Genomic DNA, 25,194 nt, shown 5'->3' with positions numbered 1-25,194 from the left:
AGCAGAGTGCGCATCGCCGGCGAACCCATGCAGATCGGCGAGGTCGCCGCCCGGACGGAGCTGTCCCTGCGGACCATCCGCCAGTACGAGGACAGCGGTCTCGTCATCCCCTCCGCCTCGTCCCAGGGCGGCTTCCCGCTCTACACGGACGCCGACGTCGACCGGCTGATGGTGATCCGCCGGATGAAACCGCTGGGCTTCACGATCGACGAGACCCGCGACCTCCTCTCGGCCGTGGACCGCCTCGCCGACCCCCGGCTCTCCCCCGCCGAACGGCCCGCCCTGGCCGCCCGCGTACGCCGCTACGAGCAGGCGGCCGCCGCGCGCGTCGCGGAGCTCCGCTCCCAGCTGTCGCGCGTGGAGGAGTTCGCGGCCTCCCTGCGCGCGAAGCTGGGCGAAGCGTCGGGGGTGGCGTGAGCGGTGGGAGTGGCGGGGGTGGCATGAGCGGTGGGAGCGTCGGGAGTGGCGGGGGCGTCGGGCTCTAGGAGGCCGTACGGCAGGCCCTAGGGTCTTTCGTTTGGATCAGGCCGGATCAGTGAGCGGGGTCTGGTGCCGTGGATCGCAAGGCGGAGGAGGGAGGCATGGCGGAGCCATGCCGACCGACGACAACGCGGCGAGGCGCGGCACCAGGGCGCGCGAGCCCGGCAAGATCCAAACGAGAGGCCCTAGCGCAGAAGGGCCTGCGCGATGCCCTCGAAGAAGCGGGCGTAGGCCGCCGGGCTCGGCGGAGTCTCCGGATTCCACGGCGCCACGCGCGCGTGGCCCACGGGCGGGAACGCCTCGGGGCCCACGGCGTTGGCGCGGCTGTCGAAGAGCACGAGGTCCGGGCGGAGTGCCGCGGCGTGCTCCCAGTCGGCCGTGAGCCAGTTGGCGCCGGGTCCGGGTCCGGGATCGACCACCTGCACGCCCAGCTCCCGGAGGCGGGCGAGCTCGGGCCAGGCCTGCGGCCGGGCCAGGTGGACCTGGTCGGGGCCGGCGCCGGAGAGCGCGAGCACGGTGACGTCCGCCCGGGAGGCGGCGTCGCGGAGTGCCGCCTCGGCGGGGGCCACGGGGCCGGCGGGGGCCACGTCCGCAGGCGCGCCGAGGGAAGCCGCGCCTGCCGAAGCCGCGCCGTCGGGAGCCCCGCCGAGGGAAGCCGCGCCTGCCGAAGCCACGCCGAGGGGAGCGGCGCCGAGGGCCGCCGCCAGCTCGCGGAAGCGCCCGATGATCGCCGCAAGCGACAGCTCGTTGCCCACGGAGAGCGCGGCCAGCGGCACCCCGAGCCGTTCGGCGACACCCTCGTCCAGCGCGTACGCGCTCTTCCCGTCGTACGTGACGTCGACGATCAGCTCGGGGCCGAGGCTCCGCAGCCGCGCCTCGTCCAGGGTCCGCCCCGGCCCCAGGTACGGCACCCCGGCCGCCTCCAGCTCCCCCGCCTTGACCGGATCGAGGCCCTCGCCGTCATGGCCCGATCCGTACACCGCGACGGGCGTCACCCCCAGATCGAGCAGGGCCGCCCCCGCACGTACATAGGCCACCACCCTCTCCGGCCCGCGCACGGCACCCAGCGCCGTGCCCCTGTCGTCGGTGAACCCCCACACCTTCATGTCCGACATGCGGCTGCTCCCTCCCCGGCCGAAACCTGCCTGCCCCGCCACACTGAAGCGGTTCACCGAGCCGCACAAGAGGGCCTCCGGGCGGGACTTTGGTCCCGGTCCCCCCTGCCGAAAGACCCCCACGGTGGTGTTAACTGAACAGGTCGGGAGGAAGCAGTAGGAATCGTCAGCGCCGTGCGCACGCGCCCCCTGCCGGGGCACGCCCCCGTACCGGCCCTCGCTCCCCGGAGTCAGCCATGTCGTCCTTGCCCGGCCAGTTCTCGGACCCCCGTGTGATCACCCTCGTCGGACTCCTCGCCGTCTCCACCGCGGTCTGGGTGGCGCTGAGCCTGCGCTCCCGTGCGCGCCGCGCGCGGGCCGAAGCCCCGCTGGAGCGGGTCTGGCACCCCCAGGAGACCGTGCAGCTCACCCACGCCGAGGAGCAGGCCTTCGGGCAGGTCGTCTCGCGCCTGTCGGTGGGCTCCGCAGGCCGCCTGCGATAGACGCGGAGGCCTCAGGCCGCCGCCCGGTCGCGCGGGTTCCGGCCGGTCGCCGCGAGGAGCCGCTCAAAGGCGGAGGCGTTCTCCGGAACCGCCACGGCCGCGGCGAAGACGTCCATCTTCCGGGCCGTCGGAGCCAGCTCCTCCACCGTTCCCGTCAGGCTCTCCACGACGGCCGGGTCCGGCTCGAAGCTCTGCCCGGTGGCCTGGGCGAGGTCCCAGAGGTGGACGGTCAGATCGAGCAGGGCCATCGAACCGACGGTCCTAGCCGGCAGCCCCATCGCCCCCGAGGTCCCCTCCTCCGCGCCGGGCGCGGCCCAGGCCTCGACGAGCTTCGCGGTCTCGGACTCGAAGCGGGCGCGCCAGTCGGCGTCGCTCAGGCGGTCCGGGGTCGTGGAGAAGTCGGCGGGCTGCTTGGCGGCCAGCGCCTGGAAGTTCACGACGACGTGGAAGAGGTGGTTGAGCAGGGCCCGTACGTCGTATGCGGAACACGGCGTGGGCGCGCTGAGGCTGTCGTCGGCGACACCGCGCACCACGGGGGCGGCGTGGGCGGCGGCGGTACCGAGCAGCTCGCTGAGAGGTTGCGTACGGTTCGTCATGCAGTGACGCTAAGTGATCCTTCCCGTCGGAGTCTTGAAGAAACACGACAGCGGAGGGCGGCCCTAGGCTGACTGGTATGACGTCCTCCGGCGGCCCGCGCCGTGACACCCGCGGAATCGTCGACGCGGCCGAGCTCCTCACCCGCGTCCGCTTCCGCCGCCACGAGCCGGCGCCGGAGCTGCGCCCGTACCTGGAGCACTACTGGTTCATCGACTGGGACCTGACCGAGCCGTACGCGAGCCATGTCGTCCCGCATCCGTCCGTCAACGTCGTCTTCCAGCGCTACGACGACGGGGACGGGGACAGGGGCGGGATCGAGGGCGGGGGCGCGGGCGGGGATGCGGGCGGGGATGCGAGCGACGGCGGCGCGTCGTTCGCCGAGGTCGCCGGGATCGGGCTCGGACTCTTCACGAAGAAGCTCACAGGTGTCGGCCGGGTCTGCGGTGTGCAGTTCCGGCCGGGCGGCTTCCGGCCGTTCGCCCCCGCGTGGCCGGTGTCGGAGTGGACGGGCCGTCGCGTCCCGCTCGGCGAGGTGTTCGCGGAAGCCGGCGCCGCCGCCGTGGCGGCCGTCCTCGCCCCGGAGGCCGAGCACGCGCGCGTGGCGGCGCTCGACGCCTTCCTGCTCGCCCGGGGCCCCGCGCCCGATCCGCAGGCCTCGCACGCCATGGCACTGGTGGATCGGGTGCGTACGGACCGGACGATCCGCCGTGCGTCCGAACTGGCCGGTGTGGCAGGGATGTCGAGCCGGTCGCTCCAGCGGCTCTTCGCCAACTACGTGGGCGTCGGGCCGAAATGGGTCATCCTGCGGTACCGCATCCACGAGGCCCTGGAGCGCGCCGAGGCGACGGAGGGCGGGATCTCCCCCGACTGGGCCGCCCTGGCGGCCGAGCTCGGGTACAGCGACCAGGCCCATCTCGTACGGGACTTCACGGCGACGGTCGGGGTGCCGCCCACGGCGTACGCCCGCCAGGTGTCGGACCCCTGACCTACAGTGCGGGCATGGAAGCCGACGCCCCGCTCCCCTCGTCCGCCTCGCCCTCCCCTGCCGCCTCGCCCGTACGTCTCGAACCCTGGTCCGAGGGCGACTTCGAGCTGCTGACCGCCATGAACGCGCCCGAGCTGATGGAGCATCTCGGCGGCCCGGAGACCGACGAGGCACTCGCCAAACGGCATCGGCGCTATGTGGACCTGAGCACCGCGCGGACGAGTGCGGGCCGGATGTTCCGGATCGTGCTGCTCCCCGAGGAGATCGCGGTCGGCGGTATCGGGTTCTGGGAGCAGGCGGAGGACGGGGAGCCGGTCTACGAGACGGGCTGGACGGTTCTCCCGGGGCACCAGGGCCGGGGCGTCGCGACGGCGGCCACGCGCCTGGTCGCCGAGCTGGCGCGCGCCGAGCACACGCACCGCTTCCTGCACGCCTTCCCCTCGACGGAGAACGGACCGTCGAACGCGGTCTGCCGCAAGGCGGGCTTCGAGCTGCTCGGCGCGCGTGACCTGGAGTACCCGCCCGGCCGCCCGATGCGCTGCAACGACTGGCGCCTGGACCTGGAGGCGCTCCAGGGCCCGTACAGGCCCTAGCTCTCCGGGCCGTCCGTGTTCAGAGCCTTGGTGAAGTGGAAGGCGACGATGTCGAGGCGCTCGCGCAGGTAGAAGCGGTGGGCTCCGGTGCGGTGGGTGCCGGAGTCGAGGTTGAGCTCGTGGCAGCCGGCCTCGCGCGCGTGCTGCTCCAGGTGGGCCAGGAGCGCGTGGCCGACGCCGGTGGAGCGCGCGTCGGCGGCGGTGACCAGGTCGTCGACGTAGAGCTTGCGGATCGAGCTGGTGTTGTCGATGATCCGCCAGCCGGCGGCGCCCACGCAGACACCGTCCTCGGAGTAGGCGGCGCTGAAGCGCAGCCCCTGCGGGTGGCCGTTGCGGTGGACGTCGTGGAAGAGCTCCGGCGTGAGGTGCGGGCGGAGTTCGCGCAGGACGGGGAGCAGGTCGGTCTCCAGGCGCGGGTCGCCCGGCTCAAGGTCGATGATCTTCATGCCGGGACCGTATCCCAGGAGCCGGCGGCCCCTGCCGGGGCGGGTGTCCGGGGTTTATCAGGGTTGACGGGCCGGGCGCACTCGCGGATATTTATCTGCGTGACACAGATTCTTCTCTGCGCAAGCGATCGCACAGTCGCCGCGGGGAAGCCCGACGAAAGGACCTCTGCCATGACCGTTCTCGTCACCGGAAGCCGCGGCCGCGTGGGCTCGGCCCTGCTGGACCTCCTCCACGGCGCCGGCATCAAGGCCAGGGCCGCCTCCAAGAACCCCGCGGACCTCTCACCACCCGACGGAGTCGAGACCGTCCGCTGCGACCTCTCCGATCCGGCGGACTTCGAGGCCGCGCTCGACGGTGTCGACTCCGTCTTCCTGTACGCCGAGCCCTCGCACGTCGACGCCTTCGTCGCCCGGGCCCGGACGGCCGGCGTCCAGCACATCGCCCTGCTCTCCTCCAGCTCCGTCCTCGCCCCCGACGCCGCAAAGAACGCGATCGCCGCCTCGCACCTGGCCGTCGAGCGCGCCCTGGCGGCCGCGGCCGCCGACGGCGCCTTCGAGGCGACCCACCTCCAGCCGGGCGCGTTCGCGACGAACGCCCTGCAGTGGTCGTGGGCGATCAGGTCCGGGCACGCGGTGGAGCTCCCGTACCCCGGGTCGCACGGCGATCCGATCCACGAGCAGGACATCGCCGAGGCCGCCTTCGCCGTCCTGACCGATCCCGGACTGCGCGGCTCCTCCCATCTGCTGACCGGACCGGAGTCGCTCGACTTCACCGAGCAGCTGGCGATACTCGCCGAGGCGACGGGCCGCCCCGCGCTCTCCGCCGCGGTCACCCCCGAGGAGTGGAAGAGGTCCGTCTCCGCCCACATCCCCGAGTCCTTCGCCGACGCCCTGCTCTCCTACTGGGCCTCGCACGACGGCCGGCCGGTCCCCGTGACGCGGACCGTCGAGGAGCTGACCGGACACCCGGCGCGGACCTTCGCCCTGTGGGCCGCCGAGCACGCGGAGGCCTTCCGCCCGTAGGCGCGGGGGTGCGGCCGCCCGGCAGGGCCGTCACCGGGCCGAATTCCCTGGCCGCCCGCAGGCCGCGGTGACATCCTGTCCCCGTGAACGGACCGGAGATCCAGATCAGTTTCGCCCCCGGACTGCGCCTCTTCGTCTCGGCCGAACGGCGCTCGGGGCGCACGGCCGTGGCCACCGACGGCGCCTCGACGCTCGGACATGTCGTGGAGTCTCTCGGCGTGCCGCTGACCGAGACCGGCCGGCTGCTGGTGGACGGGCGTCCGGTGGAGGTGTCCCACATTCCCGCCGCGGGCGAGACGATCGAGGTCGAGGGCGTCGAGCGGCCCCAACAGGTGCCCGGTGCCCCGCTGCGGTTCCTCCTCGACGTGCATCTGGGCACGCTCGCCCGACGGTTGCGCCTCCTCGGGGTCGACGCGGCGTACGAGAGCGAGGACATCGGCGACCCGGCGCTCGCGGCGCTCTCCGCGAAGGAGCGGCGCGTGATGCTCTCCCGGGACCGTGGGCTGCTGCGCCGCCGGGAGCTGTGGGCCGGCGCGTATGTGTACAGCGACCAGCCCGACGACCAGCTCCGTGACGTACTGGAGCGGTTCGCACCGCCCCTGAGGCCGTGGACCCGCTGCACCGCCTGCAACGGACCGCTGACCGACGCCGACAAGGACTCGGTGCGCGAGCGCCTGGAGCAGGGCACGGAGAAGACGTACGACGTGTTCGCGCGGTGCACGGAGTGCGAGCGGGTGTACTGGCGCGGCGCGCACCACGCCCGCCTGGAGGCGATCGTCACCGACGCGCTGCGGGAGTTCGGCGGCGCGGCCGCGCGCTGACCGAGGGCCGTACCGGGGGCCGGCGGCCGGCGTTCGAGGCGGGACGGTCAGTCGAGTTCGCCCTTGCGCAGCCGCTCGACCTGGACGGCGCTGAGCTCGACGGTCCGTCGCATATGGGCGATGAGCAGGGCGACTTCGGCGTCGCTGTACGCGTCGAACATGGTGCCCCAGGTCGCGTTGAGCCTGCGCCAGAACGCGCCCAGCTCCGCCATCCGCTCCGGCACGGCGGTGACGAGGACGCGCCGCCGGTCCTCGGCGTCCCGCTCGCGCGTGACGTAGCCGGCGCGCTCCAGACGGTCGACGAGGCGGGTCGCGGAGCCGGTGGTGAGCCCCGTCAGCTCGGCGACCCGGCCGGTGGTCACCGGGCCGGGCTCCAGGGAGAGCAGGTTCAGACACTGCACGTCCGTGGGGTGCAGCCGCAGCTGGTCGGCGACCGCCTGGTTGAACAGCGCGTACGCGGCCATGTAGCGGCGGGCCTCGTCGTACAGCTCGGTCATGAGGCCGTCGCGCCGGGCGGAATTCTTCTGCGGCATGCAGAAAGTGTACGAAGCAGGGGCCTACGGCTCGGGGGCCGTCAGATACCTCTGCACGGTCGGTCCGAGCCAGGCGACGATCTCGTCCTGGGACATCTCGACCGCGGGCGGCAGCCGTAGCACGAAGCGGGCGAGCGCCATTCCGAGAATCTGCGAGGCGACGAGCGCGGCGCGGCGCGGCGCCTCGGCGGGGTCGGGGCAGACACCGACGGTGACGGGGCCGAGCTGCCCGGCGAAGATCGCCTGCATCCGCTCGGCGCCCGCGGGATTCGTCACGCCGACCCTCAGCAGCCCGGTCAGCACGTCGTCGCGCTCCCAGCGTTCGAGGAAGTGCCTGACCAGGACCGCGCCGATGTGCTGGGACGGAAGGGCGCCGAGCTGGGGGAGGTCCAGTTCGAACTCGGACGCCGCGGCGAACAGCCCCTCCTTGCTGCCGTAGTAGCGCATCACCATCGAGGGGTCGATCCCCGCGTCGCGGGCGATGGCCCGGATGGTGGCGCGGTCGTATCCGTCGGAGGCGAAACGCTCGCGGGCGGCTTCGAGGATCGCGGCGCGAGTGGCGTCGGAGCGACGTGCGGTCATCATGCCAACAACTGTAGGCCAACGGGTGTTGACAGTCCATCGCGGCCGGTCCTACATTTACCAACAAGCGTTGACCAACACTAGTTGGCCAACGGTCGTGGGCACCACTGTCAGTCAGGAGTGAGCCATGAACCACCTGGACACGGACGTTCTCGTCGCCGGCTCCGGCCCCACCGGAATGCTGCTCGCCGGCGACCTCGCCGCCGCGGGCCTCCGCGTCACGGTGATCGAGCGCCGCCCGCACGGCATCAGCAACATGACCCGCGCCTTCGGAGTGCACGCCCGCACCCTGGAGCACCTCGACGCCCGCGGCCTCGCAGACGAGCTGATCACCACCGGCTTCCCGATCACCGAGCTGAAGCTCTTCCGCCGCCTCTCCCTCGACCTCGCCCGGCTCCGCTCCCGCTTCCCGTACCTGCTCATCACCCCCCAGTACCAGGTCGAGCGGCTCCTCGAGCGGCGCGCGCTGTCCGAGGGTGTGGAGTTCCGGTACGGGACGGAACTGCGCGGACTGACCCAGGACGCCGACCACGTCACCGCCGAGGTCACCGGTCCCGACGGCACCGCCACCACCGTCCGCGCCCGCTATCTCGTCGGCGCCGACGGCGTGCGCAGCACCGTGCGAAACACCCTCGGCCTGCCCTTCCCCGGCGAGTCGGTGATCCGCTCCATCGTCCTCGCCGACGTCCGGCTCGCCGAGAAGCCCGAGGAGACGCTGATGGTCAACGGAGTCGGGGACGCCTTCGCCTTCATCGCCCCCTTCGGCGACGGCTGGTACCGCGTCATGGGCTGGACCCGCGACCGCGAGGTCCCCGACGGCGAGCCCCTCGGCCTCGACGAGGTCCGCGACATCGCCCGCCGCGCGCTCGGCACCGACTACGGCATGCACGACGCCCGCTGGCTCTCCCGCTTCCACAGCGACGAACGCCAGGCCCCGGCCTACCGCGCGGGGCGCGTCTTCCTCGCCGGAGACGCCGCCCACGTCCACTCCCCCGCCGGTGGCCAGGGCATGAACACCGGCCTCCAGGACGCCGCCAACCTCTCGTGGAAGCTCGCGGCGGTCCTGCGCGGCGACGCCCCCGACCCCGAGGCCCTCCTCGACAGCTACCAGTCCGAGCGCCACCCCGTCGGCACCTCGGTGCTCCGCAGCAGCGGCGCCATCATCCGGCTCGCCATGGCCCGCGGCCCCGTCCGGCGCGCCCTGCGCGCTCTCGCCGCACACCTCCTGAACAGCGTCCCGGCCGCCTCCGCCAAGGCGATGGGCATGATCAGCGGGATCGGGATCTCCTACGGCCGGAACACCCGGCGCGTCCCCGACCTGAAGCTGCGCGAGGGCAGGCTCTACGAGCTGCTGCGCGAGGGCGAGTTCGTTCTGATCGCCCCCGAGGGCGCCACACCCGTCCTGCCCGCCTCCCCCACGACACCGGCCCGGGTCGTACGGGCGACCTGGACCGACCCCGCCCGCCGCACGACGCTCCTCGTCCGCCCCGACGGCTACACCTTCTGACGATGCGGCCGCGGGCGGCGGAGGACGGATCAGAAGACGTACGGGTCACCGGTGGCCAGGACCAGGACGTGATGGCGGTCGTTCAGAGCGTTGCCGTCGGCGACCCCGTCGGACCAGATCGTCGCGATGTCGACCATCACCTCGTCCGGCGAACCGGCCGTCCGCAGATCGAGCACCAGCTCCTCGACCGCCCCGGCGGCGCGCAGCTCGCCCGTACGACAGACCACGACCCGCTCGCTCGCCCACAGACAGGACGGAGGAAGCACCTGCCCACCCGCCATCGGCTCGGAGAAGGCCAGCCGCACCGTCGCCTGCGGCACGTCCGACGGGCCGTGGTTCTCGCTCACCAGCCGGACGCCCATCCGCCCCTCCCACAGGGACAGATGGCCGTGGTGGGCGAGATCGGCCTCGGCCTCGGCCTCGACAGCGCGGGCTCCCTCGCCCGTACCGACCACCACCGCGGCCGACAGCACCACACCGAGCAGGGCCCTGCGCATCGCACTCATGCCCAGAAGATACCGACAACACCGCATATGTTCTGACTACCTGTCAGTCAGCGTGTCCCATGGCACCCTGGCCCCATGCTCGTCGCCCGGTCCGCCGCCCTCTTCGCCGTCGCCGCCCTCTTCGAGATCGGCGGGGCCTGGCTCGTCTGGCAAGGCGTACGCGAACACCGCGGCTGGATCTGGATCGGAGCCGGCATCGCCGCCCTCGGCATCTACGGATTCGTCGCCACCCTCCAGCCCGACGCCGAGTTCGGCCGCATCCTCGCCGCCTACGGCGGAGTGTTCGTCGCCGGATCCCTCGCCTGGGGCATGGTCGCCGACGGCTACCGCCCCGACCGCTGGGACATCACCGGAGCCCTCATCTGCCTGGCCGGCATGGCCGTGATCATGTACGCCCCCCGCGGCCGCTGAGGCCTCGGACCTATCCTGACCACGCGATCGACACAATCGACCACATGCGCGAGGAGCACGTCATGACTGCCGCCGGTACCCCCATCGCCGTCGTCACCGGAGCGAGCAGCGGAATCGGCGCGGCCACCGCCAGGCAGCTCGCCGCCGCCGGATACCGCGTGGTCCTCACCGCCCGCCGCAAGGACCGGATCGAGGCACTGGCCGCCGAGATCGTCGAGGCCGGCCACCAGGCCACCGCCTACGCCCTCGACGTCACCGACCGCGACGCCGTCCAGACCTTCGCGACCGCCTTCCGCACCATCGCCGTCCTCGTCAACAACGCCGGCGGCGCCCTCGGCGCCGACCCCGTCTCCAGCGGCAACCCCGACGACTGGCGTGAGATGTACGAGGTCAACGTCATCGGCACCCTCAACGTCACCCAGGCCCTGCTCCCCGCGCTCACCGAGAGCGGCGACGGCACGGTCGTCGTCCTCTCCTCCACCGCGGGACACGCCACCTACGAGGGCGGCGCCGGCTACGTCGCCGCCAAGAACGGCGCCCGCGTCCTCGCCGAGACCCTCCGCCTGGAGATCGTCGGCACCCCGGTCCGCGTCATCGAGATCGCCCCCGGCATGGTCAAGACGGACGAGTTCGCCACGACCCGCTTCCGCGGCGACACCGAGAAGGCCTCCAAGGTCTACGCGGGCGTGGCGGAACCCCTCACCGCCGACGACGTCGCCGACACCATCACCTGGGCCTGCACCCGCCCCTCCCACGTCAACATCGACCTCCTGGTGGTCCGCCCCCGCGCCCAGGCCTCCAACACCAAGGTCCACCGCGAACTCTGAGCGCCCGGCGGCGACCGGATCGGCGGACACGGAAGGGGCCGGTGCTCAGCACCGGCCCCTTCCCTCCGCGCTTCGGCCTCCGCCCCACGGACATCAGCCCTTCACGCAGATGACCTGCTTCAGCTTCGCGACCACCTCGACCAGGTCCCGCTGCTGGTCGATGACCTTCTCGATCGGCTTGTACGCGCCCGGGATCTCGTCCACGACGCCGGAGTCCTTACGGCACTCCACGCCGCGCGTCTGCTCCTCCAGGTCCCGCGTCGAGAAGCGCCGCTTCGCCGCGGTCCGGCTCATCTTCCGGCCTGCGCCGTGCGAGGCCGAGTTGAAGGAGGCCTCGTTGCCGAGCCCCTTCACGATGTACGAGCCGGTGCCCATGGAGCCCGGGATGATCCCGAAGTCGCCGGAGCCGGCCCGGATCGCCCCCTTACGGGTGACGAGCAGGTCCATCCCCTCGTACCGCTCCTCCGCCACGTAGTTGTGGTGGCAGGAGATCACCGGGTCGAAGGTCACCTTCGCCTTGCGGAACTCCCGGCGCACGACCTCCTGGAAGAGGGCCATCATGATCGCGCGGTTGTACTTCGCGTACTCCTGCGCCCAGAACAGGTCGTTCCGATAGGCCGCCATCTGCGGGGTGTCCGACACGAAGACCGCCAGGTCACGGTCGACGAGCCCCTGGTTGTGGGGCAGCTTCTGCGCCTCGCCGATGTGGTACTCGGCGAGCTCCTTGCCGATGTTCCGCGACCCGGAGTGCAGCATCAACCACACAGAACCGGTCGAATCAAGGCAAAATTCGACAAAGTGATTTCCGCTGCCTAGCGTCCCCATCTGCTTCTGCGCGCGCTCGTGACGGAATTTGACCGACTCCGCGATCCCGTCGAACCGCGACCAGAAGTCGTCCCAGCCCGCCGTCGGGAACTGGAAGAGCCGCGAGGGGTCCACCTCGTCGCGGTGCATCCCGCGCCCCACCGGAATCGCCTGCTCGATCTTGGACCGCAGTCGCGACAGGTCCCCCGGCAGGTCGTTCGCCGTCAGCGACGTCCTGACCGCCGACATCCCGCAGCCGATGTCCACACCCACCGCCGCCGGACAGACCGCTCCGTGCATCGCGATGACCGAGCCGACGGTCGCGCCCTTGCCGTAATGCACGTCCGGCATCACGGCCAGGCCCTTGATCCACGGCAGCGTGGCCACGTTCTGGAGCTGCTGCATCGCGCCGCCCTCGACCGTGGAAGGATCGGTCCACATCCGGATGGGCACCTTCGCGCCCGGTACCTCTACATACGACATACTTCCTCGATTCCCCCAAAAAGCCTGATAACGCAAAAACCGGAGCCAAGGCCCGTACAGGTGACAACGGACCGGCATCAACAGCCGTGCGTGCGATAGACATTGTGTCCACCGGCCGGTATCCGGCGGCAAACAGTTTTCGGGAGAAGGGAGCCTGGGAGCGTGCAGCGACAGGCGTACGTACCCGGTCTGGCAGCGCTCGCCGCAGCGCTCGTCCTCGGACTCACCGGATGTTCCTCCGGAGGCGGATCCGGAACCGGCGCCGTCGACTCCAAGGCCGGCCCCGCCGCCCCCGCCGCGCCCCCCGGCCGCTACCGCACGCTCTTCGAGCCCTGCGGCGCCGTCCCGCAGAACACGCTCCGCGACCTGCTCCCCGGCGCCGCCCAGCTCCCCGACGAGGAGCGGATCGCCGTGTACCGCGGCGCCGCCGCCGTCACGTACGACACCGACCGCCGCGTCGGCTGCAGCTGGAAGGCCGACACACCGGACGCCATGCACCGGCTGCGGCTCGACATCGAGCGCGTCGTCTCGTACGACCCCGCCGTGAGCGACGACGACCGCGCGCAGGAGGTGTTCTCGCGCAAGCAGCTCGCGGCGGACCTCCCCCAGCCGACGCAGCCACCCCCGCCGGCTCAGCCCACGGAGGCCACGCAGCCGACGCAGAGCCCCGCGAGCCCCTCCGGCAACACCGGCGGCAGCCCTGGCACGACCGCCGCGCCGGGCGGCGGCGCGCAGCCGCCCACCCCCTCGGGCACCCAGACCCCGCAGCAGACCCCCACGGGCGCCCCGACCACCGGTCTGGAACCGCGCGTCCTGCAGGGCCTCGGCCAGGTCGCCTTCCTCGACGACGCACTCAGCGCCGGCGGGGCGAACGGCCGGCATCGCACCGTGAGCGTGGTGTTCCGCACATCCAACGTGGTCGTGACGGTCGAGTACGTGGAGCAGACGACCGGCTCCGCGGAGGCGCCGGACAGCCAGGAACTGCAGGAAAAGGCCCTGAACCTGGCCCGTCTGCTCTCCGAGCGCCTGGAGGAGTAGCGGTCCCGCCCCGCCCGGGGGCCGCCCCGGGACCGTCCGGCGAGCACTCCGCGACCGCGCCGGGACCACGTAACGTGTCGGCGTACCGTGGCCGCCGGCCGGACCGTGACCGGACCGTACGACAAGCGACTGAAGGAACCATGCACCGATCAGCCCCGCGACTCACCCGCATACTCGCCTGCGCAGCCGTTCCGGTGATGCTCGTCGTCGCCGGCTGCTCCTCGGACTCCGACAGTGGTTCGGGTACGCCCGACAAGGGCAAGGGTCCCGCTTCCTCGGCCCCGAGCGGCAAGCAGACGACGAAGGCGCCCGAGCCCGCGAAGTTCGCGGAGCTGCCCGAGGTCTGCAAGTCGATCTCCGCGAAGACCACCGAGAGCCTGGTGCCGAAGGCGAAGGCGAAGAACGGTACGGCGGCCGCGTCGAGCGACACCGCGAGCCGCGGCGGCTGCTCGTGGAACGGTCTCGACGACAAGGGTGTGAAGGGCTCGCAGTACCGCTGGCTCGACGTCTCCTTCTACCGCTACGAGTCGGACGCCTCCCTGGGCAGCGGCGAGAAGCGCGCCCAGGAGAACTTCGCCAAGGAGCTCGCCAAGATCCAGGCGACCGAGGGCGCGAAGAAGCTGAAGACCTCGGACTCGGCCGGTCTCGGCGACGAGGCGAAGGCCGTCACGTACGAAGTGCGCAAGACGGGCGAGGACTTCACGTACGCCTCGGTCGTGGCGCGGACCGGCAACGTGCTCGTGCTGCTCACGTACAACGGTGCCGGGTACGCCGGTGCCGACACCCCCTCGGACAAGACGATCCTGACCGGCGCGGTGAAGGCCTCGAAGGAGGCCGTCGCGGCGGTCGCGGCGGCGAACAAGTAGCCCACGCGGGCCACGGGCGTCGCGTACACCCGTATTTGCGCACGTTTCCGAGGAGCCTGTCCCTCCCCCGGGGGTCGGGCTCCTCCCGCGTGTGCCACGCTGTGCCCGCGAGATGTGGATTGACGGGAGGGGATCGCGGGTGGCCGCGGTGCAGCTGACACGCACGCACAAGATACTGATCGGTGTGGTGATCGCCGGTGCGGTGGTCATCGCCGGTATCGGTTTCGCGGGTTCGTACGCCGCTGTGCGTGAGCTCGCCGTGGAGAAGGGCTTCGGCACCTTCTCGTACTTCTTCCCGATCGGTATCGACGCCGGTATCTGTGTGCTCCTGGCACTGGACCTGCTGCTGACCTGGATCCGGATCCCGTTCCCGCTGCTGCGCCAGACGGCGTGGGTGCTGACGGCCGCGACGATCGCGTTCAACGGCGCGGCCGCGTGGCCGGACCCGCTGGGCGTCGGCATGCACGCCGTGATCCCGGTGCTGTTCGTGGTCGCGGTGGAGGCGGCGCGGCACGCGGTGGGCCGAATAGCCGACATCACCGCCGACAAGCACATGGAGGGCGTGCGCCTCACACGGTGGCTGCTGTCTCCGATACCGACGTTCCGGCTGTGGCGGCGGATGAAGCTGTGGGAGCTGCGCTCGTACGAGCAGGTGATCAAGCTGGAGCAGGACCGGCTGATCTACCAGGCGCGGCTGCAGGCGCGGTTCGGTCGCGCGTGGCGGCGGAAGGCGCCGGTGGAGGCGCTGATGCCGCTGCGGCTGGCGAAGTACGGCGTGCCCCTCGCCGAAACGGCCCCGGCGGGCCTCGCGGCAGCGGGCGTGGAACCGGTCCTGCTCCCTCCCCAGCCCGTACTGGCGGAGGCGGTACCGGTCGAGGCCGCGCAGCCGCCCGTCCAGCTGGCTCCGCAGCAGCAGCTGCCCGCGAACCACGACAGTCCGTGGTTCCAGGCGCAGACGCTCCCGCCGGAGGCCCTTGAGACGGCCTACGACCCCCAGTACGTGGAGGGTCTGGAGCCGACCCCGGTGGCGGTTCCGCAGGGCCCCGAGGACCTGCCGGACCCGGGCCCCCGCCCGGAGCAGCAGTTCGAGGAGTACGAGGAGTACGTCGATCCCGAGCCGTCCACGGCCGAGTTCGCGGAGGTCGCGTACAAGGCGATGTGGGACTACGTCCAGGAGAACCAGCAGTTCCCGAGCAACGAGGAACTCGACATACTGCTGAGCGACCGGTACGGCACGCGGCACCCTCGCAGCACGTCGCTTCTCCGGCAGATCACCCCGGGCCTGCGGCAGCGCATCCAGCAGGAGGTCGCGGAGAACCACATCCCGTGACCTGCGGCGGGCCGGGGCCCGGGTCTCAGGCCTTGGCCCGAGCCGGGTCTCAGGCAGCCTCGGTCCGAGCCGGATCTCAGGCCTTGGCCCGCTTCTTCGCGGTCTCGCCCCACAGGGCGAGCGCGACGCCGACGACGGCGAGGGCGAGGTAGCCGGCGGTGGGGATGTCCCACCATTTCTGGAGCAGGCCCCAGGGCTTGTCGCCGAAGATCTGCCCGCCCGCGCCGAGTGCGCCCTGTACGAGGGTGATCCATCCGATGACTGCGATGACGTCGTTCTTCATGCCTCCACGCTCTCCTGCACGGCACCCGATTTCGTCGTGCTCACGTCGGAATCCCGCGTAGTCCGAAGTGTGGAGGGTCCGCCGACGGGACCGACCACGGCGAAGGGCCGCCACCGTAACCGGTGGCGGCCCTTCGTGCGCTCCGTACGGTTACGCCCCGAGCAGCTTGCGCACCCGGTCGGCGCCGACCGCGAGCAGCAGCGTCGGCAGGCGCGGCCCGGTCTCGCGGCTGACGAGCAGCTGGTAGAGCAGGGCGAAGAAGGCACGCTGGGCGACCTTCAGCTCCGGGGTCGGCTTGGCCTCGGGGTCGAGACCGGCCATGACCTTCGGGACGCCGTAGACGAGCGTGGTCAGTCCGTCCAGGGACCAGTGCGTGTCCAGGCCCTCCAGGAGGAGGCGCAGGGACTCGCGGCCCTGGTCGTCGAGGGAGCCGAGGAGCTCGGTGTCCGGCTCGTCGCGGACGATCGTGCGCTGGTCGGCCGGGACCTGGGTGGTGATCCAGTTCTCGGCGCGGTCAAGGCGCGGACGGACCTCGTCCAGGCTGGTGACCGGCGTCTCCGGGTCCAGCTCGGTCAGGATCCGCAGCGTCTGCTCGTCGTGGCCGGCGGTGATGTCCATGACCGAGGCCAGCGTGCGGTACGGCAGCGGGCGCGGCGTGCGCGGCAGCTCACCGGCGGCCGTGCGCGCGGCGCGCGCGTGCGCGGCCGCGTCCGCCGGCAGCACGGAGCCGTCGGCGACCTTGGCCTCCAGCTTGTCCCACTCGTCGTAGAGCCGCTGGATCTCCTGGTCGAAGGCGATCTTGAAGGACTGGTTGGGCTTGCGGCGCGCGTACAGCCAGCGCAGCAGCGGCGCCTCCATGATCTTCAGCGCGTCCGCCGGGGTGGGCACGCCGCCGCGCGAGGAGGACATCTTGGCCATGCCGCTGATGCCGACGAAGGCGTACATGGGGCCGATCGGCTGGGCTCCGTCGAAGATCTGGCGCACGATCTGGCCGCCGACGACGAACGACGAGCCGGGCGAGGAGTGGTCCACGCCGGAGGGCTCGAAGATCACGCCTTCGTATGCCCAGCGCATCGGCCAGTCGACCTTCCAGACCAGCTTGCCGCGGTTGAACTCGCTCAGCGCGACGGTCTCGGAGAAGCCGCACGCCGTGCAGGTGTAGGCCAGCTCGGTGGTCGCGTCGTCGTACGAGGTGACGGTCGTCAGGTCCTTCTCGCACTGCCCGCAGTACGGCTTGTACGGGAAGTAGCCGCCGGCGCCGCCGGAGCCGTCGTCCTCTGCGGCCGCGCCCGAGCCCTCCTCGGCCTCCAGCTCCGCGTCGTCGACCGGCTTCTGCGACTGCTTCTTCGGCGCCTTCTTCGTCCGGTACTGGTCGAGGATGGCGTCGATGTCACCGCGGTGCTTCATCGCGTGCAGGATCTGCTCGCGGTAGGTGCCCGCCGTGTACTGCTCCGTCTGGCTGATCGGGTCGTACTCGACACCCAGCTCGGCGAGCGACTCGACCATGGCGGCCTTGAAGTGCTCCGCCCAGTTCGCGTACGGCGAGCCGGCCGGGGCCGGGACGGAGGTCAGCGGCTTGCCGATGTGCTCGGCCCAGGACTCGTCGACGCCCGCGACGCCGTTCGGCACCTTGCGGTAGCGGTCGTAGTCGTCCCAGGAGATGAGGTGGCGGACCTCGTGCCCACGGCGGCGGATCTCGTCCGCGACCAGGTGCGGGGTCATGACCTCGCGGAGGTTGCCCAGGTGGATCGGGCCGGAGGGGGAGAGTCCGGAGGCGACGACGACCGGTTTGCCAGGCGCACGTCGCTCCGACTCGGCGATGACCTCGTCCGCGAAACGGGAGACCCAGTCGGTCTCGGTGCTGCTCTGAGCCACGGTCGGTACGTCCTTCTTCCTTGGTCCCTCGAAAGCCTTGCAGCCTTACATCAGTCATTCTCCCAGACGGAACAGTCCGCTCCGAGGTTGTCCACAGCGCTGGAGTTGTCCACAGGGAGAAAACACGTTGCCCGCCCATGGGACACTTGACAAGCGATAAAGCCCACCACCGAACCACCGACAGGAACGGAAGCTCATGGCCTCGGTCCCTTCCCTCGCTTCGACCGTGCAGCAGCGTCTCGCGGAAGGTCTCTCGGCAGCCCTGCCGGAGGCCGGTTCCGCCGACCCGCTGCTGCGACGAAGCGACCGGGCCGACTTCCAGGCCAACGGCATCCTGGCCCTCGCCAAGCAGCTCAAGGGCAATCCGCGTGAGCTGGCGACGAAGGTGGTCGACGGCATCCCGGCGAACGACGTGCTGAAGGAGATCGAGGTCTCGGGCCCCGGCTTCCTGAACATCACGGTCACCGACGAGGCGATCGTCAGGACCCTCGCCGCGCGCGCCGCCGACGACCGCCTCGGCGTGCCGTTCGCGGCGGACGCGGGCACGACGGTGATCGACTACGCCCAGCCGAACGTGGCCAAGGAGATGCACGTCGGCCACCTCCGCTCCGCCGTGATCGGCGCCGCGATGGTCGAGATCCTGGAGTTCACGGGCGAGAAGGTCGTCCGCCGCCACCACATCGGCGACTGGGGCACCCAGTTCGGCATGCTCATCCAGTACCTGGAGGAGCACCCGCACGAGCTGGACCACAAGGACGCCCAGGTGTCCGGCGAAGAGGCGATGTCGAACCTCGACCGGCTTTACAAGGCCGCGCGCAAGTTCTTCGACTCCGACGAGGAGTTCAAGACGCGGGCGCGTCGCCGGGTGGTCGACCTCCAGGCCGGGGACCCGCAGACGCTCGCCATGTGGCAGAAGTTCGTCGACGAGTCGAAGATCTACTTCTTCTCCGTCTTCGAGAAGCTGGACATGGACATCCGCGACCCCGACATCGTCGGCGAGTCCGGGTACAACGACATGCTGACCGAGACCTGCCGCATCCTGGAGGAGTCCGGTGTCGCGGTCCGTTCCAACGGCGCGCTCTGTGTCTTCTTCGACGACGTCAAGGGCCCGGACGGCAACCCGACCCCGCTGATCGTCCAGAAGTCCGACGGCGGCTTCGGCTACGCGGCGACGGACCTGTCGGCGATCCGGGACCGGGTGCAGAACCTGAAGGCGACGAGCCTGCTGTACGTGGTCGACGCCCGTCAGTCCCTGCACTTCAAGATGGTCTTCGAGACCGCCCGCCGGGCCGGCTGGCTGAACGAGGACGTGAAGGCCGTCCAGCTCGCCTTCGGCACGGTGCTCGGCAAGGACGGGAAGCCGTTCAAGACCCGTGAGGGCGAGACGGTCCGGCTGGTGGACCTGCTGGACGAGGCGATCGACCGGGCCGCGTCCGTGGTCCGCGAGAAGGCGCGCGACCTGACCGAGGACGAGATCGCCGAGCGAGGTGCCCAGGTGGGCATCGGCGCGGTGAAGTACGCGGACCTGTCGACCTCGGCGGCGCGGGACTACAAGTTCGACCTGGACCAGATGGTGTCGCTGAACGGCGACACGTCGGTGTACCTCCAGTACGCGTACGCGCGTATCAAGTCGATCTTCGGCAAGGCCGGCGAGCGCACTCCGCTCGCCCACCCCGAGCTGGAGCTGGCCCCGGCGGAGCGCGCGCTCGGCCTGCACCTGGACCAGTTCGGCGAGACGGTGGCCGAGGCGGCTGCCGAGTACGCCCCGCACAAGCTCGCCGCGTACCTGTACCAGCTGGCATCGCTGTACACGACGTTCTACGACCAGTGCCCGGTCATCAAGCCCGAGCCGCCGCAGGAGGTCGCGGAGAACCGGCTGTTCATCTGCGACCTGACGGCCCGGACGCTGCACCAGGGCATGGCCCTGCTGGGCATCCGGACGCCCGAGCGCCTCTGACGACGCTCCGCCGCACGACGAAGGCCCCGGCACCGTATCCGTACGGTGCCGGGGCCTTCGCTCACTCCAGCAGGGCCCACTCGTCCGTGTCGTACTGGTAGCCGTAGCGCTTCTCGCCCTCCATCGCGCTGGTCCTGAAGGGCTTGCCCCCGTCGTCGACGACGACCTTGCCGTGCCGCTCGCCGTCGCTCCACTCCAGCTCCAGATACCACGTCACGACATGCCCCTCGGTGTGCACGTCGAGGTTGAAGACCTGCGGGTCGCTCGTGGACACCTTGAACGGGAAGTCCTTGGCGGGGACCGTCCGGTCGCCGTCCTGGCCGGCGATGGGCCTGGCGGCCGGATGCGCCGCGTCGAGGTCGATGTCGAAGCTCTGGGGCGTGACGCCGCCGCCACAGCCCTCGCCCATGGAGTAGGCCGTCCGGTCGAGGGGCTCGCCGCGCTCCACCACCCGTACGTGGAGGCCGGTGATGACCACGGCGGCGTCGGTACGGCCGGTGGCGGTGAGCTCCAGGTACATGTGCCCGGCGTCGACCCCGTCGAACGACGCCGCCCAGCGGCGGGACTGCTCCGGATTCGGCGGCGGCGGGACCTGGTCGGGCCGGCGGTCGAGCAGGTAGTGCTGCCCGCAGGGACCCGTCCAGTTGTACGAGCTGATGCCGGCGCGCACGGGCGTTCCGGTCACCTTGCCGCCGGGCGCCGAGGTGCCCTTCGTGCGGCTCGGAGTCGCGGACGCGCCCGAGGGCTCGGCGGAGGCGGAGGGTGTGGAGGCCGACGGGGACGCGGTGGACGGCGAGCCGCTCGGGGAGACGCTCACGCCGGGCGCCTTGGAGGGGCCTGCGGCGGCGCGCCCGCCCTTGCCCGCGTCGCCGGTGGGCTGTGCGGAATCCGACCGTCCGATGCCGTACGCGACGGGCACCGCGAGCGCCACGACGGCGGCCGCGGCGAGCGCGATCCGCAGCCGCTTGCGGGACCGGGGGGCGGTCGTGGAGGGCGCTCTCACGGTGACGAGGGTCTCGGCCGGGTCCTTCCCGGGCTCGACGGCCTCCGGCGCGGTCCCGCCGGACTCGACCGGCTCGACCGGCTCGACCGGCTCGGCGGACTCACCGGGCTCAGCCGACTCGACGGGCTCAACGCGCTCCACCGGCGCAACGGATCCGGCGGCATCGGCGCGCGCCACCGCGGCATCCATGGCAGCCGCGGCGGCCGTGACACCCGTTGCAGCCGTTGCAGCAGCGGCCGCCCCGTCGTCCGTCCCCTCGGCCGGCGAGGCGGCCGGAGCCACCGGCTCCGGCAGGGCCCGCCGCCTTCTGGCGTCGTCGGCCACGATCCAGCTGCGGTGGAGCGCGATCAACTCCTCGCGCGTGGCCCCGCACAGCCGCCCGAGCCGCTCCACGGGGGCGAATTCCGTCGGCACCGCGTCCCCGTTGCAGTACCGGTGCAGCGTCGACGTGCTCACGTGCAGCTTCTTGGCCAACGCCCCGTAGCTGAGCCCGGATCGCTCCTTCAGTCCGCGTACGAGCTCCGCGAAATCGCCCGTCTCCGTTGCCACCCGCCCCGTCCCCCTCGTCTCGCCGTCCCAGGAACGCGTTCCAGGGAAGTCTTGTTTCCCCAGGTCAGGTCGGTGCGTGCGTTCCAGCTTCCCCCATTGTCCCGTGCCGATTGCAGACGGAACGCATCGGCCCGCAGGGTATGAGCCATGCCGGAGAGCCGAGCCACGGACGCCGTGGCCCTTGCGGTGCTGATCGTCTGCACCGCCATCGCCATCGTGCTGATCAACCGTCACTGATCAAGCCATTCATCACACTTCACGGGGGAAGACCCATGCGCATCACCGTTCGCGTCGCCGCGACCACCGCGACCGCCCTGATCGCCGCGCTGTCGCTCACCGCCTGCCAGGGGGACGGCGCGGAGTCCGCCGCCGCCTCCTCGAAGCCGTCGGCGGGGGCGTCGTCGACCGGACAGGAGCCGGTGTCGAAGCCGTCCACCCTGCCGAGCGAGGCATCGCCGTCGGCCGCCCCGGCCTCGGCCTCGCCCTCGCGGCAGCCGCAGAAGCAGAACCAGCCGTCGTCGCGGCAGGGGACGCGGCCCGCGACCGGAGCGAAGGACGACGGCCCGGTCACCACCGCCTGCACCGGCGCCACGGCCAAGGTCGTCGTGAGCAAGGTGTCCCGCCCCGTCAACCACCTGCTGCTGACCGTCACCAACACCGGCAGCCGCGCCTGCAACGCCTACGGTGCACCGTTCGTCGGCTTCGACGACGCCCAGGCCCCCGTCCGCGTCCTCGAGGAGTCACGCCCGCAGGCCGTCGTCACCCTCGCCCCCGGCGACTCGGCGTACGCCTCGGTCACCCTCTCGGGCGAGCGGGGCGGCGACCCCGACGCCCACGGCCGCACCGTGCGGAAGGTGTCTGTCCATTTCGCCCCGGGCGACGGCTCCGGCGGATCCGTGGGCAGCGGCAGGACGGTGGCGGCGCCGAGCGGTACGTACGCCGACGACGACGCCACCGTCACGTACTGGCAGCGCGAGATGGACCAGGCTCTGACCTTCTGAGCCCGCCGGTCAGCGGATCGGGCGGGAGGTCCTCCCGGACGCCTCGTCGATCTCGGTGTGTGCCTTCTGGAGCAGCTGCGAGGCGAGATCCATGAGTGCGCGGGCGCCCGCGATCTCCTCGCCCACCCGCAGCTGCTCCGGGTCGGACGGGTGCCTGTGGGCGTTGCCCTGGGCGCGGAACTCGGTGCCGTCACTGAGGCGCACCATGGCGGCCGCCCTCGTCCGGTCGCCGTCCTCCTGGAACTCCATCTCGATGTGCCATCCGACGAGCGTGTGCATCATGAGGACCACCTCCTGAGGTACTTCCAGGGTGCGCCGCGCGGCGCATCCTTACCAACCGGTGCGTACCAGACCAATAAGTCGGTACTTGTGGGACGAACAGCCCCGGAGAAGGATCGAGAAGCGAGCCGGACAGCGGCTCGAACCTCCGATTCCCAGCCCTGGAGCACACCCATGTCCGCAACGGCCTCCCTCGCCCCCGTCTCCGTCCTCGGCCTGGGCATGATGGGCACCGCCCTCGCCTCCGCCTTCCTGAAGGCCGGTCACCCGGTGACCGTCTGGAACCGTTCCCCGGCCAAGACCGGGCCCCTGGTCGCGCAGGGCGCGCTCCCTGCCGCCACGGCCGGGGACGCCGTGGCGGCGAGCCCGCTCGTGGTCCTGTGTCTGCTGACGAACGACAACGTCGACGAACTCCTCACCGCCTTGGGCGACTCGGTGGCCGGAAGGACCCTGGTCAACCTCACGAACGGGACACCGGAGCAGGCCCGCGCGCTCTCCGTGCGCGCCGGGGAGCTGGGCGCCCGGTACATCGACGGCGGCATCATGGCCGTGCCGCAGATGATCGCGACCCCGGCGGCGTACGTCCTCTACAGCGGTGACGAGGTGGCGTACGAGACCCACCGTCCGACCCTGGCCGCCCTCGGCGGCGCCCGGTGGACGGGCGGCGACCCGGGCCTGGCGGCGCTGTACGACCTGGGACTGCTGACCGGCATGTACGGGATGTTCAGCGGCGTCATGCAGGCCATGGCGCTGGTCCGCACGGAGAACATCGGGGCGGAGGAGTTCTCCGAGCTTCTGGTCCCGTGGATCACGGCGATGGCCGCCGGCGTCCCGCAGATCGCCCGGGACGTCGATTCCGGGACGCACCTCACGGACGTCTCCAGCCTCGCCGTGAACCAGGCCGCCTTCCCCAACTTCATCGCGACGTTCCAGGCTCAGGGCGTCAGCACCGAGCTCTTCGAGCCCCTCCAGGTCCTCCTCGACCGCGCGGTCGAGGAGGGGCACGGCGCGGACGGCATGTCGCGGCTGGTGGAGATGCTGCGCAAATAACCGGTTGCGCACGGGAAACGCACCCTGGAAACTGTTAGTCATGACTAACGATTTAGCGGGTGCGAAGCTCGTGGAATCCACCGGCCTTCCCCTCTTCGGCCGCCCGGACGCGGGCCTCGTCCTGATCTCCGAGTGGTTCACGGAGGACGCCGAGCGGCAGCGGTTCGTCATGGACGCCGTCGTGGACGTCTGGGCGCAGGCCGAGCTGCCGGACACCTTCCTCGCCCGCCACTGCCTGGCCGGCTCCGACGGCCGCACGATCCTCAACTACGCCCAGTGGGCCGACTCCGCCGCCCACCTGGCCTTCTCCGCGGACCCCGCCAACCAGCTGGCCATCGCCGACCGCATCCGGCCCCTCATCACGGTCGGCCCGCCCGGCCGCTACACCCACGACCGCGTGGTGCGGCTGCGGGACGCTCCGATACGCAGCCTCAGCACCGGCGCCTCCGAGGACGGCGTCGCCCAGTACGTCCACCGGGCCGCCGACGGCAGGAGCGGCCATGTCCTCACCGCCCACGAAGACGAAGGGGACGGAACCGCCCTGCGGTTCCGTCCCTATCGAGGCGTCGTACGAGGAGCCGCACGGTAGACCGGCCACGAGCCGCACGCCGACCGGCCCGGAGCCGGCCCTGAGCCGGCCGCGAAGCCCGTCCGGCCGGCGTCAGACGCCGCGGCCCAGCTTCTGGGCGACCTCGGTCGCCCAGTAGGTCAGGATCATCTGCGCGCCCGCGCGCCTGATCCCGGTCAGCGTCTCGAAGATGGCCCTGTCGCGGTCGATCCAGCCCTTCTCGGCCGCGGCCTCGACCATCGCGTACTCACCACTGATCTGGTACGCGGCGACGGGCACGTCCACGGCGTCGGCGACCTTCGCCAGCACGTCCAGATAGGGACCCGCCGGCTTCACCATCACCATGTCGGCCCCCTCCTCCAGGTCGAGCGCCAACTCCCGCAGCGACTCACGGAGGTTGGCCGGATCCTGCTGGTAGGTCTTGCGGTCGCCCTGCAGGGACGAACCGACGGCCTCACGGAAGGGGCCGTAGAAGGCGGAGGAGTACTTCGCGGTGTACGCGAGGATGGACACGTCCTCCTTGCCGATGGTGTCCAGCGCGTCACGGACCACCCCGACCTGACCGTCCATCATCCCGGACGGCCCGACGACATGGACGCCGGCGTCGGCCTGGACCTGGGCCATCTCGGCGTACCGCTCCAGCGTCGCGTCGTTGTCGACCCGCCCGTGCTCGTCCAGGACACCGCAGTGCCCGTGGTCGGTGTACTCGTCCAGGCACAGGTCCGACATGATGACGAGGTCGTCGCCGACCTCGGCCTTCACGTCCCGGATCGCGACCTGCAGAATCCCGTCCGGGTCCGTGCCCGCGGTCCCGGCGCCGTCCTTCTTCTCGTCCTCCGGCACACCGAAGAGCATGATCCCGGAGACCCCGGCCTCCAGCGCCTCCACGGCGGCCTTCCGCAGGGTGTCCCGCGAGTGCTGCACCACGCCGGGCATCGCGGCGATCGGCCGCGGCTCGGTGATCCCCTCGCGCACGAACGCGGGAAGGATCAGATCGGCCGGGCTCAGCCGCGTCTCGGCCACCATCCGCCGCATGGCAGGAGTCGTCCGCAGCCGCCGCGGCCGCGCCCCGGGAAAGGTTCCGTACGAGTTCATACGACGAGGCTACGCCGGTGGGGGCCCTGGCTTTGCCGACGAGTTGTGGGCATACGTTCGCCGGCGCGGACCGGGCGAGGCCGACGCCGACGACGGCGTCGCACC

General features: G+C 71.5%; 28 protein-coding genes. 16 read left to right on the top strand and 12 right to left on the bottom strand.

The genetic code is table 11. The features are described 5' to 3' along the window. Positions 1-27 precede the first annotated feature (27 nt). Positions 28-417, top strand: a complete 390-nt coding sequence (locus ACFVGW_RS18540) for a MerR family transcriptional regulator (RefSeq protein WP_385852903.1) — start codon at positions 28-30, stop codon at positions 415-417. Between the two features lie 248 nt (positions 418-665). On the opposite strand, the gene ACFVGW_RS18535 is transcribed toward ACFVGW_RS18540, so the two are convergent. After that, positions 666-1,595 carry an ABC transporter substrate-binding protein gene (locus ACFVGW_RS18535; RefSeq protein ID WP_385852726.1) on the bottom strand — a complete coding sequence of 310 codons (930 nt, stop codon included), beginning with the start codon at positions 1,593-1,595 and terminating at the stop codon, positions 666-668. Between the two features lie 236 nt (positions 1,596-1,831). Between ACFVGW_RS18535 and ACFVGW_RS18530 the strand changes: the two genes are divergently transcribed. Continuing rightward, on the top strand, positions 1,832-2,077 hold the full coding sequence (locus ACFVGW_RS18530) for a hypothetical protein (RefSeq protein WP_352187060.1): 246 nt from the start codon (positions 1,832-1,834) through the stop codon (positions 2,075-2,077). Between the two features lie 11 nt (positions 2,078-2,088). Here the strand turns inward: ACFVGW_RS18530 and ACFVGW_RS18525 are convergent, their stop codons facing one another. Continuing rightward, positions 2,089-2,673 (bottom strand): TIGR03086 family metal-binding protein, encoded by a 585-nt coding sequence (locus ACFVGW_RS18525; RefSeq protein WP_385852725.1) that lies wholly within the window; start codon positions 2,671-2,673, stop codon positions 2,089-2,091. Positions 2,674-2,750: 77 nt separating this feature from the next. On the opposite strand from ACFVGW_RS18525, the gene ACFVGW_RS18520 reads away from it, so the two are divergent. Beyond that, complete coding sequence (locus ACFVGW_RS18520) at positions 2,751-3,659, top strand: DUF6597 domain-containing transcriptional factor (RefSeq protein ID WP_385852724.1); 909 nt, start codon at positions 2,751-2,753, stop codon at positions 3,657-3,659. Between the two features lie 14 nt (positions 3,660-3,673). Continuing rightward, positions 3,674-4,252, top strand: coding sequence for a GNAT family N-acetyltransferase (locus ACFVGW_RS18515; RefSeq protein ID WP_385852723.1), 579 nt, complete (start codon positions 3,674-3,676; stop codon positions 4,250-4,252). Here the strand turns inward: ACFVGW_RS18515 and ACFVGW_RS18510 are convergent. Next, positions 4,249-4,698, bottom strand: coding sequence for a GNAT family N-acetyltransferase (locus tag ACFVGW_RS18510; protein WP_385852722.1), 450 nt, complete (start codon positions 4,696-4,698; stop codon positions 4,249-4,251). The two genes, ACFVGW_RS18515 and ACFVGW_RS18510, sit on opposite strands and share 4 nt — an antisense overlap. A gap of 171 nt (positions 4,699-4,869) precedes the next feature. On the opposite strand from ACFVGW_RS18510, the gene ACFVGW_RS18505 reads away from it, so the two are divergent. Both ACFVGW_RS18505 and ACFVGW_RS18500 read left to right on the top strand, forming a co-directional pair. Further along, positions 4,870-5,721, top strand: a complete 852-nt coding sequence (locus tag ACFVGW_RS18505; protein ID WP_385852721.1) for an NAD(P)H-binding protein — start codon at positions 4,870-4,872, stop codon at positions 5,719-5,721. Between the two features lie 83 nt (positions 5,722-5,804). Beyond that, positions 5,805-6,542 carry a Mut7-C RNAse domain-containing protein gene (locus tag ACFVGW_RS18500; protein ID WP_352187054.1) on the top strand — a complete coding sequence of 246 codons (738 nt, stop codon included), beginning with the start codon at positions 5,805-5,807 and terminating at the stop codon, positions 6,540-6,542. Positions 6,543-6,589: 47 nt separating this feature from the next. Here ACFVGW_RS18500 and ACFVGW_RS18495 read toward each other — a convergent pair whose 3' ends face one another. Then, positions 6,590-7,075, bottom strand: coding sequence for a MarR family winged helix-turn-helix transcriptional regulator (locus ACFVGW_RS18495; RefSeq protein ID WP_352187053.1), 486 nt, complete (start codon positions 7,073-7,075; stop codon positions 6,590-6,592). A 24-nt stretch (positions 7,076-7,099) separates the two neighbouring features. Continuing rightward, positions 7,100-7,660, bottom strand: a complete 561-nt coding sequence (locus tag ACFVGW_RS18490; RefSeq protein ID WP_383222644.1) for a TetR family transcriptional regulator — start codon at positions 7,658-7,660, stop codon at positions 7,100-7,102. Between the two features lie 124 nt (positions 7,661-7,784). Between ACFVGW_RS18490 and ACFVGW_RS18485 the strand changes: the two genes are divergently transcribed. Continuing rightward, the gene (locus tag ACFVGW_RS18485) at positions 7,785-9,164 is read left to right on the top strand and encodes an FAD-dependent monooxygenase (RefSeq protein ID WP_385852720.1); all 1,380 of its coding nucleotides are present in this window, start codon (positions 7,785-7,787) and stop codon (positions 9,162-9,164) included. 29 nt (positions 9,165-9,193) lie between these two features. On the opposite strand, the gene ACFVGW_RS18480 is transcribed toward ACFVGW_RS18485, so the two are convergent. Further along, positions 9,194-9,670, bottom strand: a complete 477-nt coding sequence (locus ACFVGW_RS18480; protein WP_385852719.1) for a hypothetical protein — start codon at positions 9,668-9,670, stop codon at positions 9,194-9,196. A gap of 75 nt (positions 9,671-9,745) precedes the next feature. Here ACFVGW_RS18480 and ACFVGW_RS18475 point away from each other — a divergent pair, with 75 nt between their 5' ends. Both ACFVGW_RS18475 and ACFVGW_RS18470 read left to right on the top strand, forming a co-directional pair. Beyond that, positions 9,746-10,081, top strand: coding sequence for a YnfA family protein (locus ACFVGW_RS18475; protein WP_352187049.1), 336 nt, complete (start codon positions 9,746-9,748; stop codon positions 10,079-10,081). A 62-nt stretch (positions 10,082-10,143) separates the two neighbouring features. Further along, the gene (locus tag ACFVGW_RS18470; protein WP_383223016.1) at positions 10,144-10,908 is read left to right on the top strand and encodes an SDR family NAD(P)-dependent oxidoreductase; all 765 of its coding nucleotides are present in this window, start codon (positions 10,144-10,146) and stop codon (positions 10,906-10,908) included. A 93-nt stretch (positions 10,909-11,001) separates the two neighbouring features. Here ACFVGW_RS18470 and ACFVGW_RS18465 read toward each other — a convergent pair whose 3' ends face one another. Beyond that, positions 11,002-12,195, bottom strand: coding sequence for an RtcB family protein (locus ACFVGW_RS18465; protein WP_385852718.1), 1,194 nt, complete (start codon positions 12,193-12,195; stop codon positions 11,002-11,004). Positions 12,196-12,357: 162 nt separating this feature from the next. On the opposite strand from ACFVGW_RS18465, the gene ACFVGW_RS18460 reads away from it, so the two are divergent. From ACFVGW_RS18460 to ACFVGW_RS18450, 3 genes are all read left to right on the top strand, one after another. Further along, on the top strand, positions 12,358-13,233 hold the full coding sequence (locus ACFVGW_RS18460; RefSeq protein WP_385852717.1) for a DUF3558 domain-containing protein: 876 nt from the start codon (positions 12,358-12,360) through the stop codon (positions 13,231-13,233). 140 nt (positions 13,234-13,373) lie between these two features. Then, positions 13,374-14,099 (top strand): DUF3558 domain-containing protein, encoded by a 726-nt coding sequence (locus ACFVGW_RS18455; protein ID WP_385852716.1) that lies wholly within the window; start codon positions 13,374-13,376, stop codon positions 14,097-14,099. A 139-nt stretch (positions 14,100-14,238) separates the two neighbouring features. Next, entirely contained in the window at positions 14,239-15,429 is a 1,191-nt protein-coding gene (locus tag ACFVGW_RS18450) for a DUF2637 domain-containing protein (protein ID WP_385852715.1), read from the top strand. A gap of 76 nt (positions 15,430-15,505) precedes the next feature. Here the strand turns inward: ACFVGW_RS18450 and ACFVGW_RS18445 are convergent, their stop codons facing one another. Both ACFVGW_RS18445 and lysS read right to left on the bottom strand, forming a co-directional pair. Next, complete coding sequence (locus tag ACFVGW_RS18445; RefSeq protein WP_383222629.1) at positions 15,506-15,712, bottom strand: hypothetical protein; 207 nt, start codon at positions 15,710-15,712, stop codon at positions 15,506-15,508. Between the two features lie 150 nt (positions 15,713-15,862). Further along, positions 15,863-17,587 (bottom strand): lysine--tRNA ligase, encoded by a 1,725-nt coding sequence (gene lysS, locus ACFVGW_RS18440; protein WP_385852714.1) that lies wholly within the window; start codon positions 17,585-17,587, stop codon positions 15,863-15,865. A gap of 196 nt (positions 17,588-17,783) precedes the next feature. On the opposite strand from lysS, the gene argS reads away from it, so the two are divergent. Beyond that, the gene (gene argS / locus ACFVGW_RS18435; protein WP_385852713.1) at positions 17,784-19,544 is read left to right on the top strand and encodes an arginine--tRNA ligase; all 1,761 of its coding nucleotides are present in this window, start codon (positions 17,784-17,786) and stop codon (positions 19,542-19,544) included. A 61-nt stretch (positions 19,545-19,605) separates the two neighbouring features. Here the strand turns inward: argS and ACFVGW_RS18430 are convergent, their stop codons facing one another. After that, positions 19,606-21,096, bottom strand: coding sequence for a helix-turn-helix domain-containing protein (locus ACFVGW_RS18430; protein WP_385852712.1), 1,491 nt, complete (start codon positions 21,094-21,096; stop codon positions 19,606-19,608). A 272-nt stretch (positions 21,097-21,368) separates the two neighbouring features. Here ACFVGW_RS18430 and ACFVGW_RS18425 point away from each other — a divergent pair, with 272 nt between their 5' ends. Then, positions 21,369-22,097 carry a DUF4232 domain-containing protein gene (locus ACFVGW_RS18425; RefSeq protein WP_385852711.1) on the top strand — a complete coding sequence of 243 codons (729 nt, stop codon included), beginning with the start codon at positions 21,369-21,371 and terminating at the stop codon, positions 22,095-22,097. A 9-nt stretch (positions 22,098-22,106) separates the two neighbouring features. Here ACFVGW_RS18425 and ACFVGW_RS18420 read toward each other — a convergent pair whose 3' ends face one another. Beyond that, positions 22,107-22,376 (bottom strand): DUF1876 domain-containing protein, encoded by a 270-nt coding sequence (locus ACFVGW_RS18420; RefSeq protein WP_352187198.1) that lies wholly within the window; start codon positions 22,374-22,376, stop codon positions 22,107-22,109. Between the two features lie 174 nt (positions 22,377-22,550). Here ACFVGW_RS18420 and ACFVGW_RS18415 point away from each other — a divergent pair, with 174 nt between their 5' ends. Both ACFVGW_RS18415 and ACFVGW_RS18410 read left to right on the top strand, forming a co-directional pair. Then, positions 22,551-23,426: an NAD(P)-dependent oxidoreductase gene (locus tag ACFVGW_RS18415; RefSeq protein WP_385852710.1), complete on the top strand. Its 876-nt coding sequence runs from the start codon at positions 22,551-22,553 to the stop codon at positions 23,424-23,426. A 40-nt stretch (positions 23,427-23,466) separates the two neighbouring features. Beyond that, positions 23,467-24,015: a hypothetical protein gene (locus tag ACFVGW_RS18410; RefSeq protein ID WP_385852913.1), complete on the top strand. Its 549-nt coding sequence runs from the start codon at positions 23,467-23,469 to the stop codon at positions 24,013-24,015. Between the two features lie 72 nt (positions 24,016-24,087). On the opposite strand, the gene hemB is transcribed toward ACFVGW_RS18410, so the two are convergent. Next, positions 24,088-25,089 (bottom strand): porphobilinogen synthase, encoded by a 1,002-nt coding sequence (gene hemB, locus ACFVGW_RS18405; RefSeq protein ID WP_383222621.1) that lies wholly within the window; start codon positions 25,087-25,089, stop codon positions 24,088-24,090. Positions 25,090-25,194 lie beyond the last annotated feature (105 nt).

Origin of the sequence: Streptomyces sp. NPDC127129, assembly GCF_042671585.1 — a bacterium.
Lineage (GTDB): Bacteria > Actinomycetota > Actinomycetes > Streptomycetales > Streptomycetaceae > Streptomyces.
This window is presented reverse-complemented; position numbering and strand designations above follow the sequence as displayed.

Excerpts from the sequence above, each read along its gene's own strand:
- ACFVGW_RS18540 (WP_385852903.1), top strand. The coding sequence starts at position 28 with ATGCAGATCGGCGAGGTCGCCGCCCGGACGGAGCTGTCCCTGCGGACC.
- ACFVGW_RS18535 (WP_385852726.1), bottom strand. The coding sequence starts at position 1,595 with ATGTCGGACATGAAGGTGTGGGGGTTCACCGACGACAGGGGCACGGCG.
- ACFVGW_RS18530 (WP_352187060.1), top strand. The coding sequence starts at position 1,832 with ATGTCGTCCTTGCCCGGCCAGTTCTCGGACCCCCGTGTGATCACCCTC.
- ACFVGW_RS18525 (WP_385852725.1), bottom strand. The coding sequence starts at position 2,673 with ATGACGAACCGTACGCAACCTCTCAGCGAGCTGCTCGGTACCGCCGCC.
- ACFVGW_RS18520 (WP_385852724.1), top strand. The coding sequence starts at position 2,751 with ATGACGTCCTCCGGCGGCCCGCGCCGTGACACCCGCGGAATCGTCGAC.
- ACFVGW_RS18515 (WP_385852723.1), top strand. The coding sequence starts at position 3,674 with ATGGAAGCCGACGCCCCGCTCCCCTCGTCCGCCTCGCCCTCCCCTGCC.
- ACFVGW_RS18510 (WP_385852722.1), bottom strand. The coding sequence starts at position 4,698 with ATGAAGATCATCGACCTTGAGCCGGGCGACCCGCGCCTGGAGACCGAC.
- ACFVGW_RS18505 (WP_385852721.1), top strand. The coding sequence starts at position 4,870 with ATGACCGTTCTCGTCACCGGAAGCCGCGGCCGCGTGGGCTCGGCCCTG.
- ACFVGW_RS18495 (WP_352187053.1), bottom strand. The coding sequence starts at position 7,075 with ATGCCGCAGAAGAATTCCGCCCGGCGCGACGGCCTCATGACCGAGCTG.
- ACFVGW_RS18490 (WP_383222644.1), bottom strand. The coding sequence starts at position 7,660 with ATGATGACCGCACGTCGCTCCGACGCCACTCGCGCCGCGATCCTCGAA.
- ACFVGW_RS18485 (WP_385852720.1), top strand. The coding sequence starts at position 7,785 with ATGAACCACCTGGACACGGACGTTCTCGTCGCCGGCTCCGGCCCCACC.
- ACFVGW_RS18480 (WP_385852719.1), bottom strand. The coding sequence starts at position 9,670 with ATGAGTGCGATGCGCAGGGCCCTGCTCGGTGTGGTGCTGTCGGCCGCG.
- ACFVGW_RS18475 (WP_352187049.1), top strand. The coding sequence starts at position 9,746 with ATGCTCGTCGCCCGGTCCGCCGCCCTCTTCGCCGTCGCCGCCCTCTTC.
- ACFVGW_RS18470 (WP_383223016.1), top strand. The coding sequence starts at position 10,144 with ATGACTGCCGCCGGTACCCCCATCGCCGTCGTCACCGGAGCGAGCAGC.
- ACFVGW_RS18465 (WP_385852718.1), bottom strand. The coding sequence starts at position 12,195 with ATGTCGTATGTAGAGGTACCGGGCGCGAAGGTGCCCATCCGGATGTGG.
- ACFVGW_RS18455 (WP_385852716.1), top strand. The coding sequence starts at position 13,374 with ATGCACCGATCAGCCCCGCGACTCACCCGCATACTCGCCTGCGCAGCC.
- ACFVGW_RS18445 (WP_383222629.1), bottom strand. The coding sequence starts at position 15,712 with ATGAAGAACGACGTCATCGCAGTCATCGGATGGATCACCCTCGTACAG.
- argS (WP_385852713.1), top strand. The coding sequence starts at position 17,784 with ATGGCCTCGGTCCCTTCCCTCGCTTCGACCGTGCAGCAGCGTCTCGCG.
- ACFVGW_RS18425 (WP_385852711.1), top strand. The coding sequence starts at position 21,369 with ATGCGCATCACCGTTCGCGTCGCCGCGACCACCGCGACCGCCCTGATC.
- ACFVGW_RS18420 (WP_352187198.1), bottom strand. The coding sequence starts at position 22,376 with ATGCACACGCTCGTCGGATGGCACATCGAGATGGAGTTCCAGGAGGAC.
- ACFVGW_RS18415 (WP_385852710.1), top strand. The coding sequence starts at position 22,551 with ATGTCCGCAACGGCCTCCCTCGCCCCCGTCTCCGTCCTCGGCCTGGGC.
- ACFVGW_RS18410 (WP_385852913.1), top strand. The coding sequence starts at position 23,467 with ATGACTAACGATTTAGCGGGTGCGAAGCTCGTGGAATCCACCGGCCTT.
- hemB (WP_383222621.1), bottom strand. The coding sequence starts at position 25,089 with ATGAACTCGTACGGAACCTTTCCCGGGGCGCGGCCGCGGCGGCTGCGG.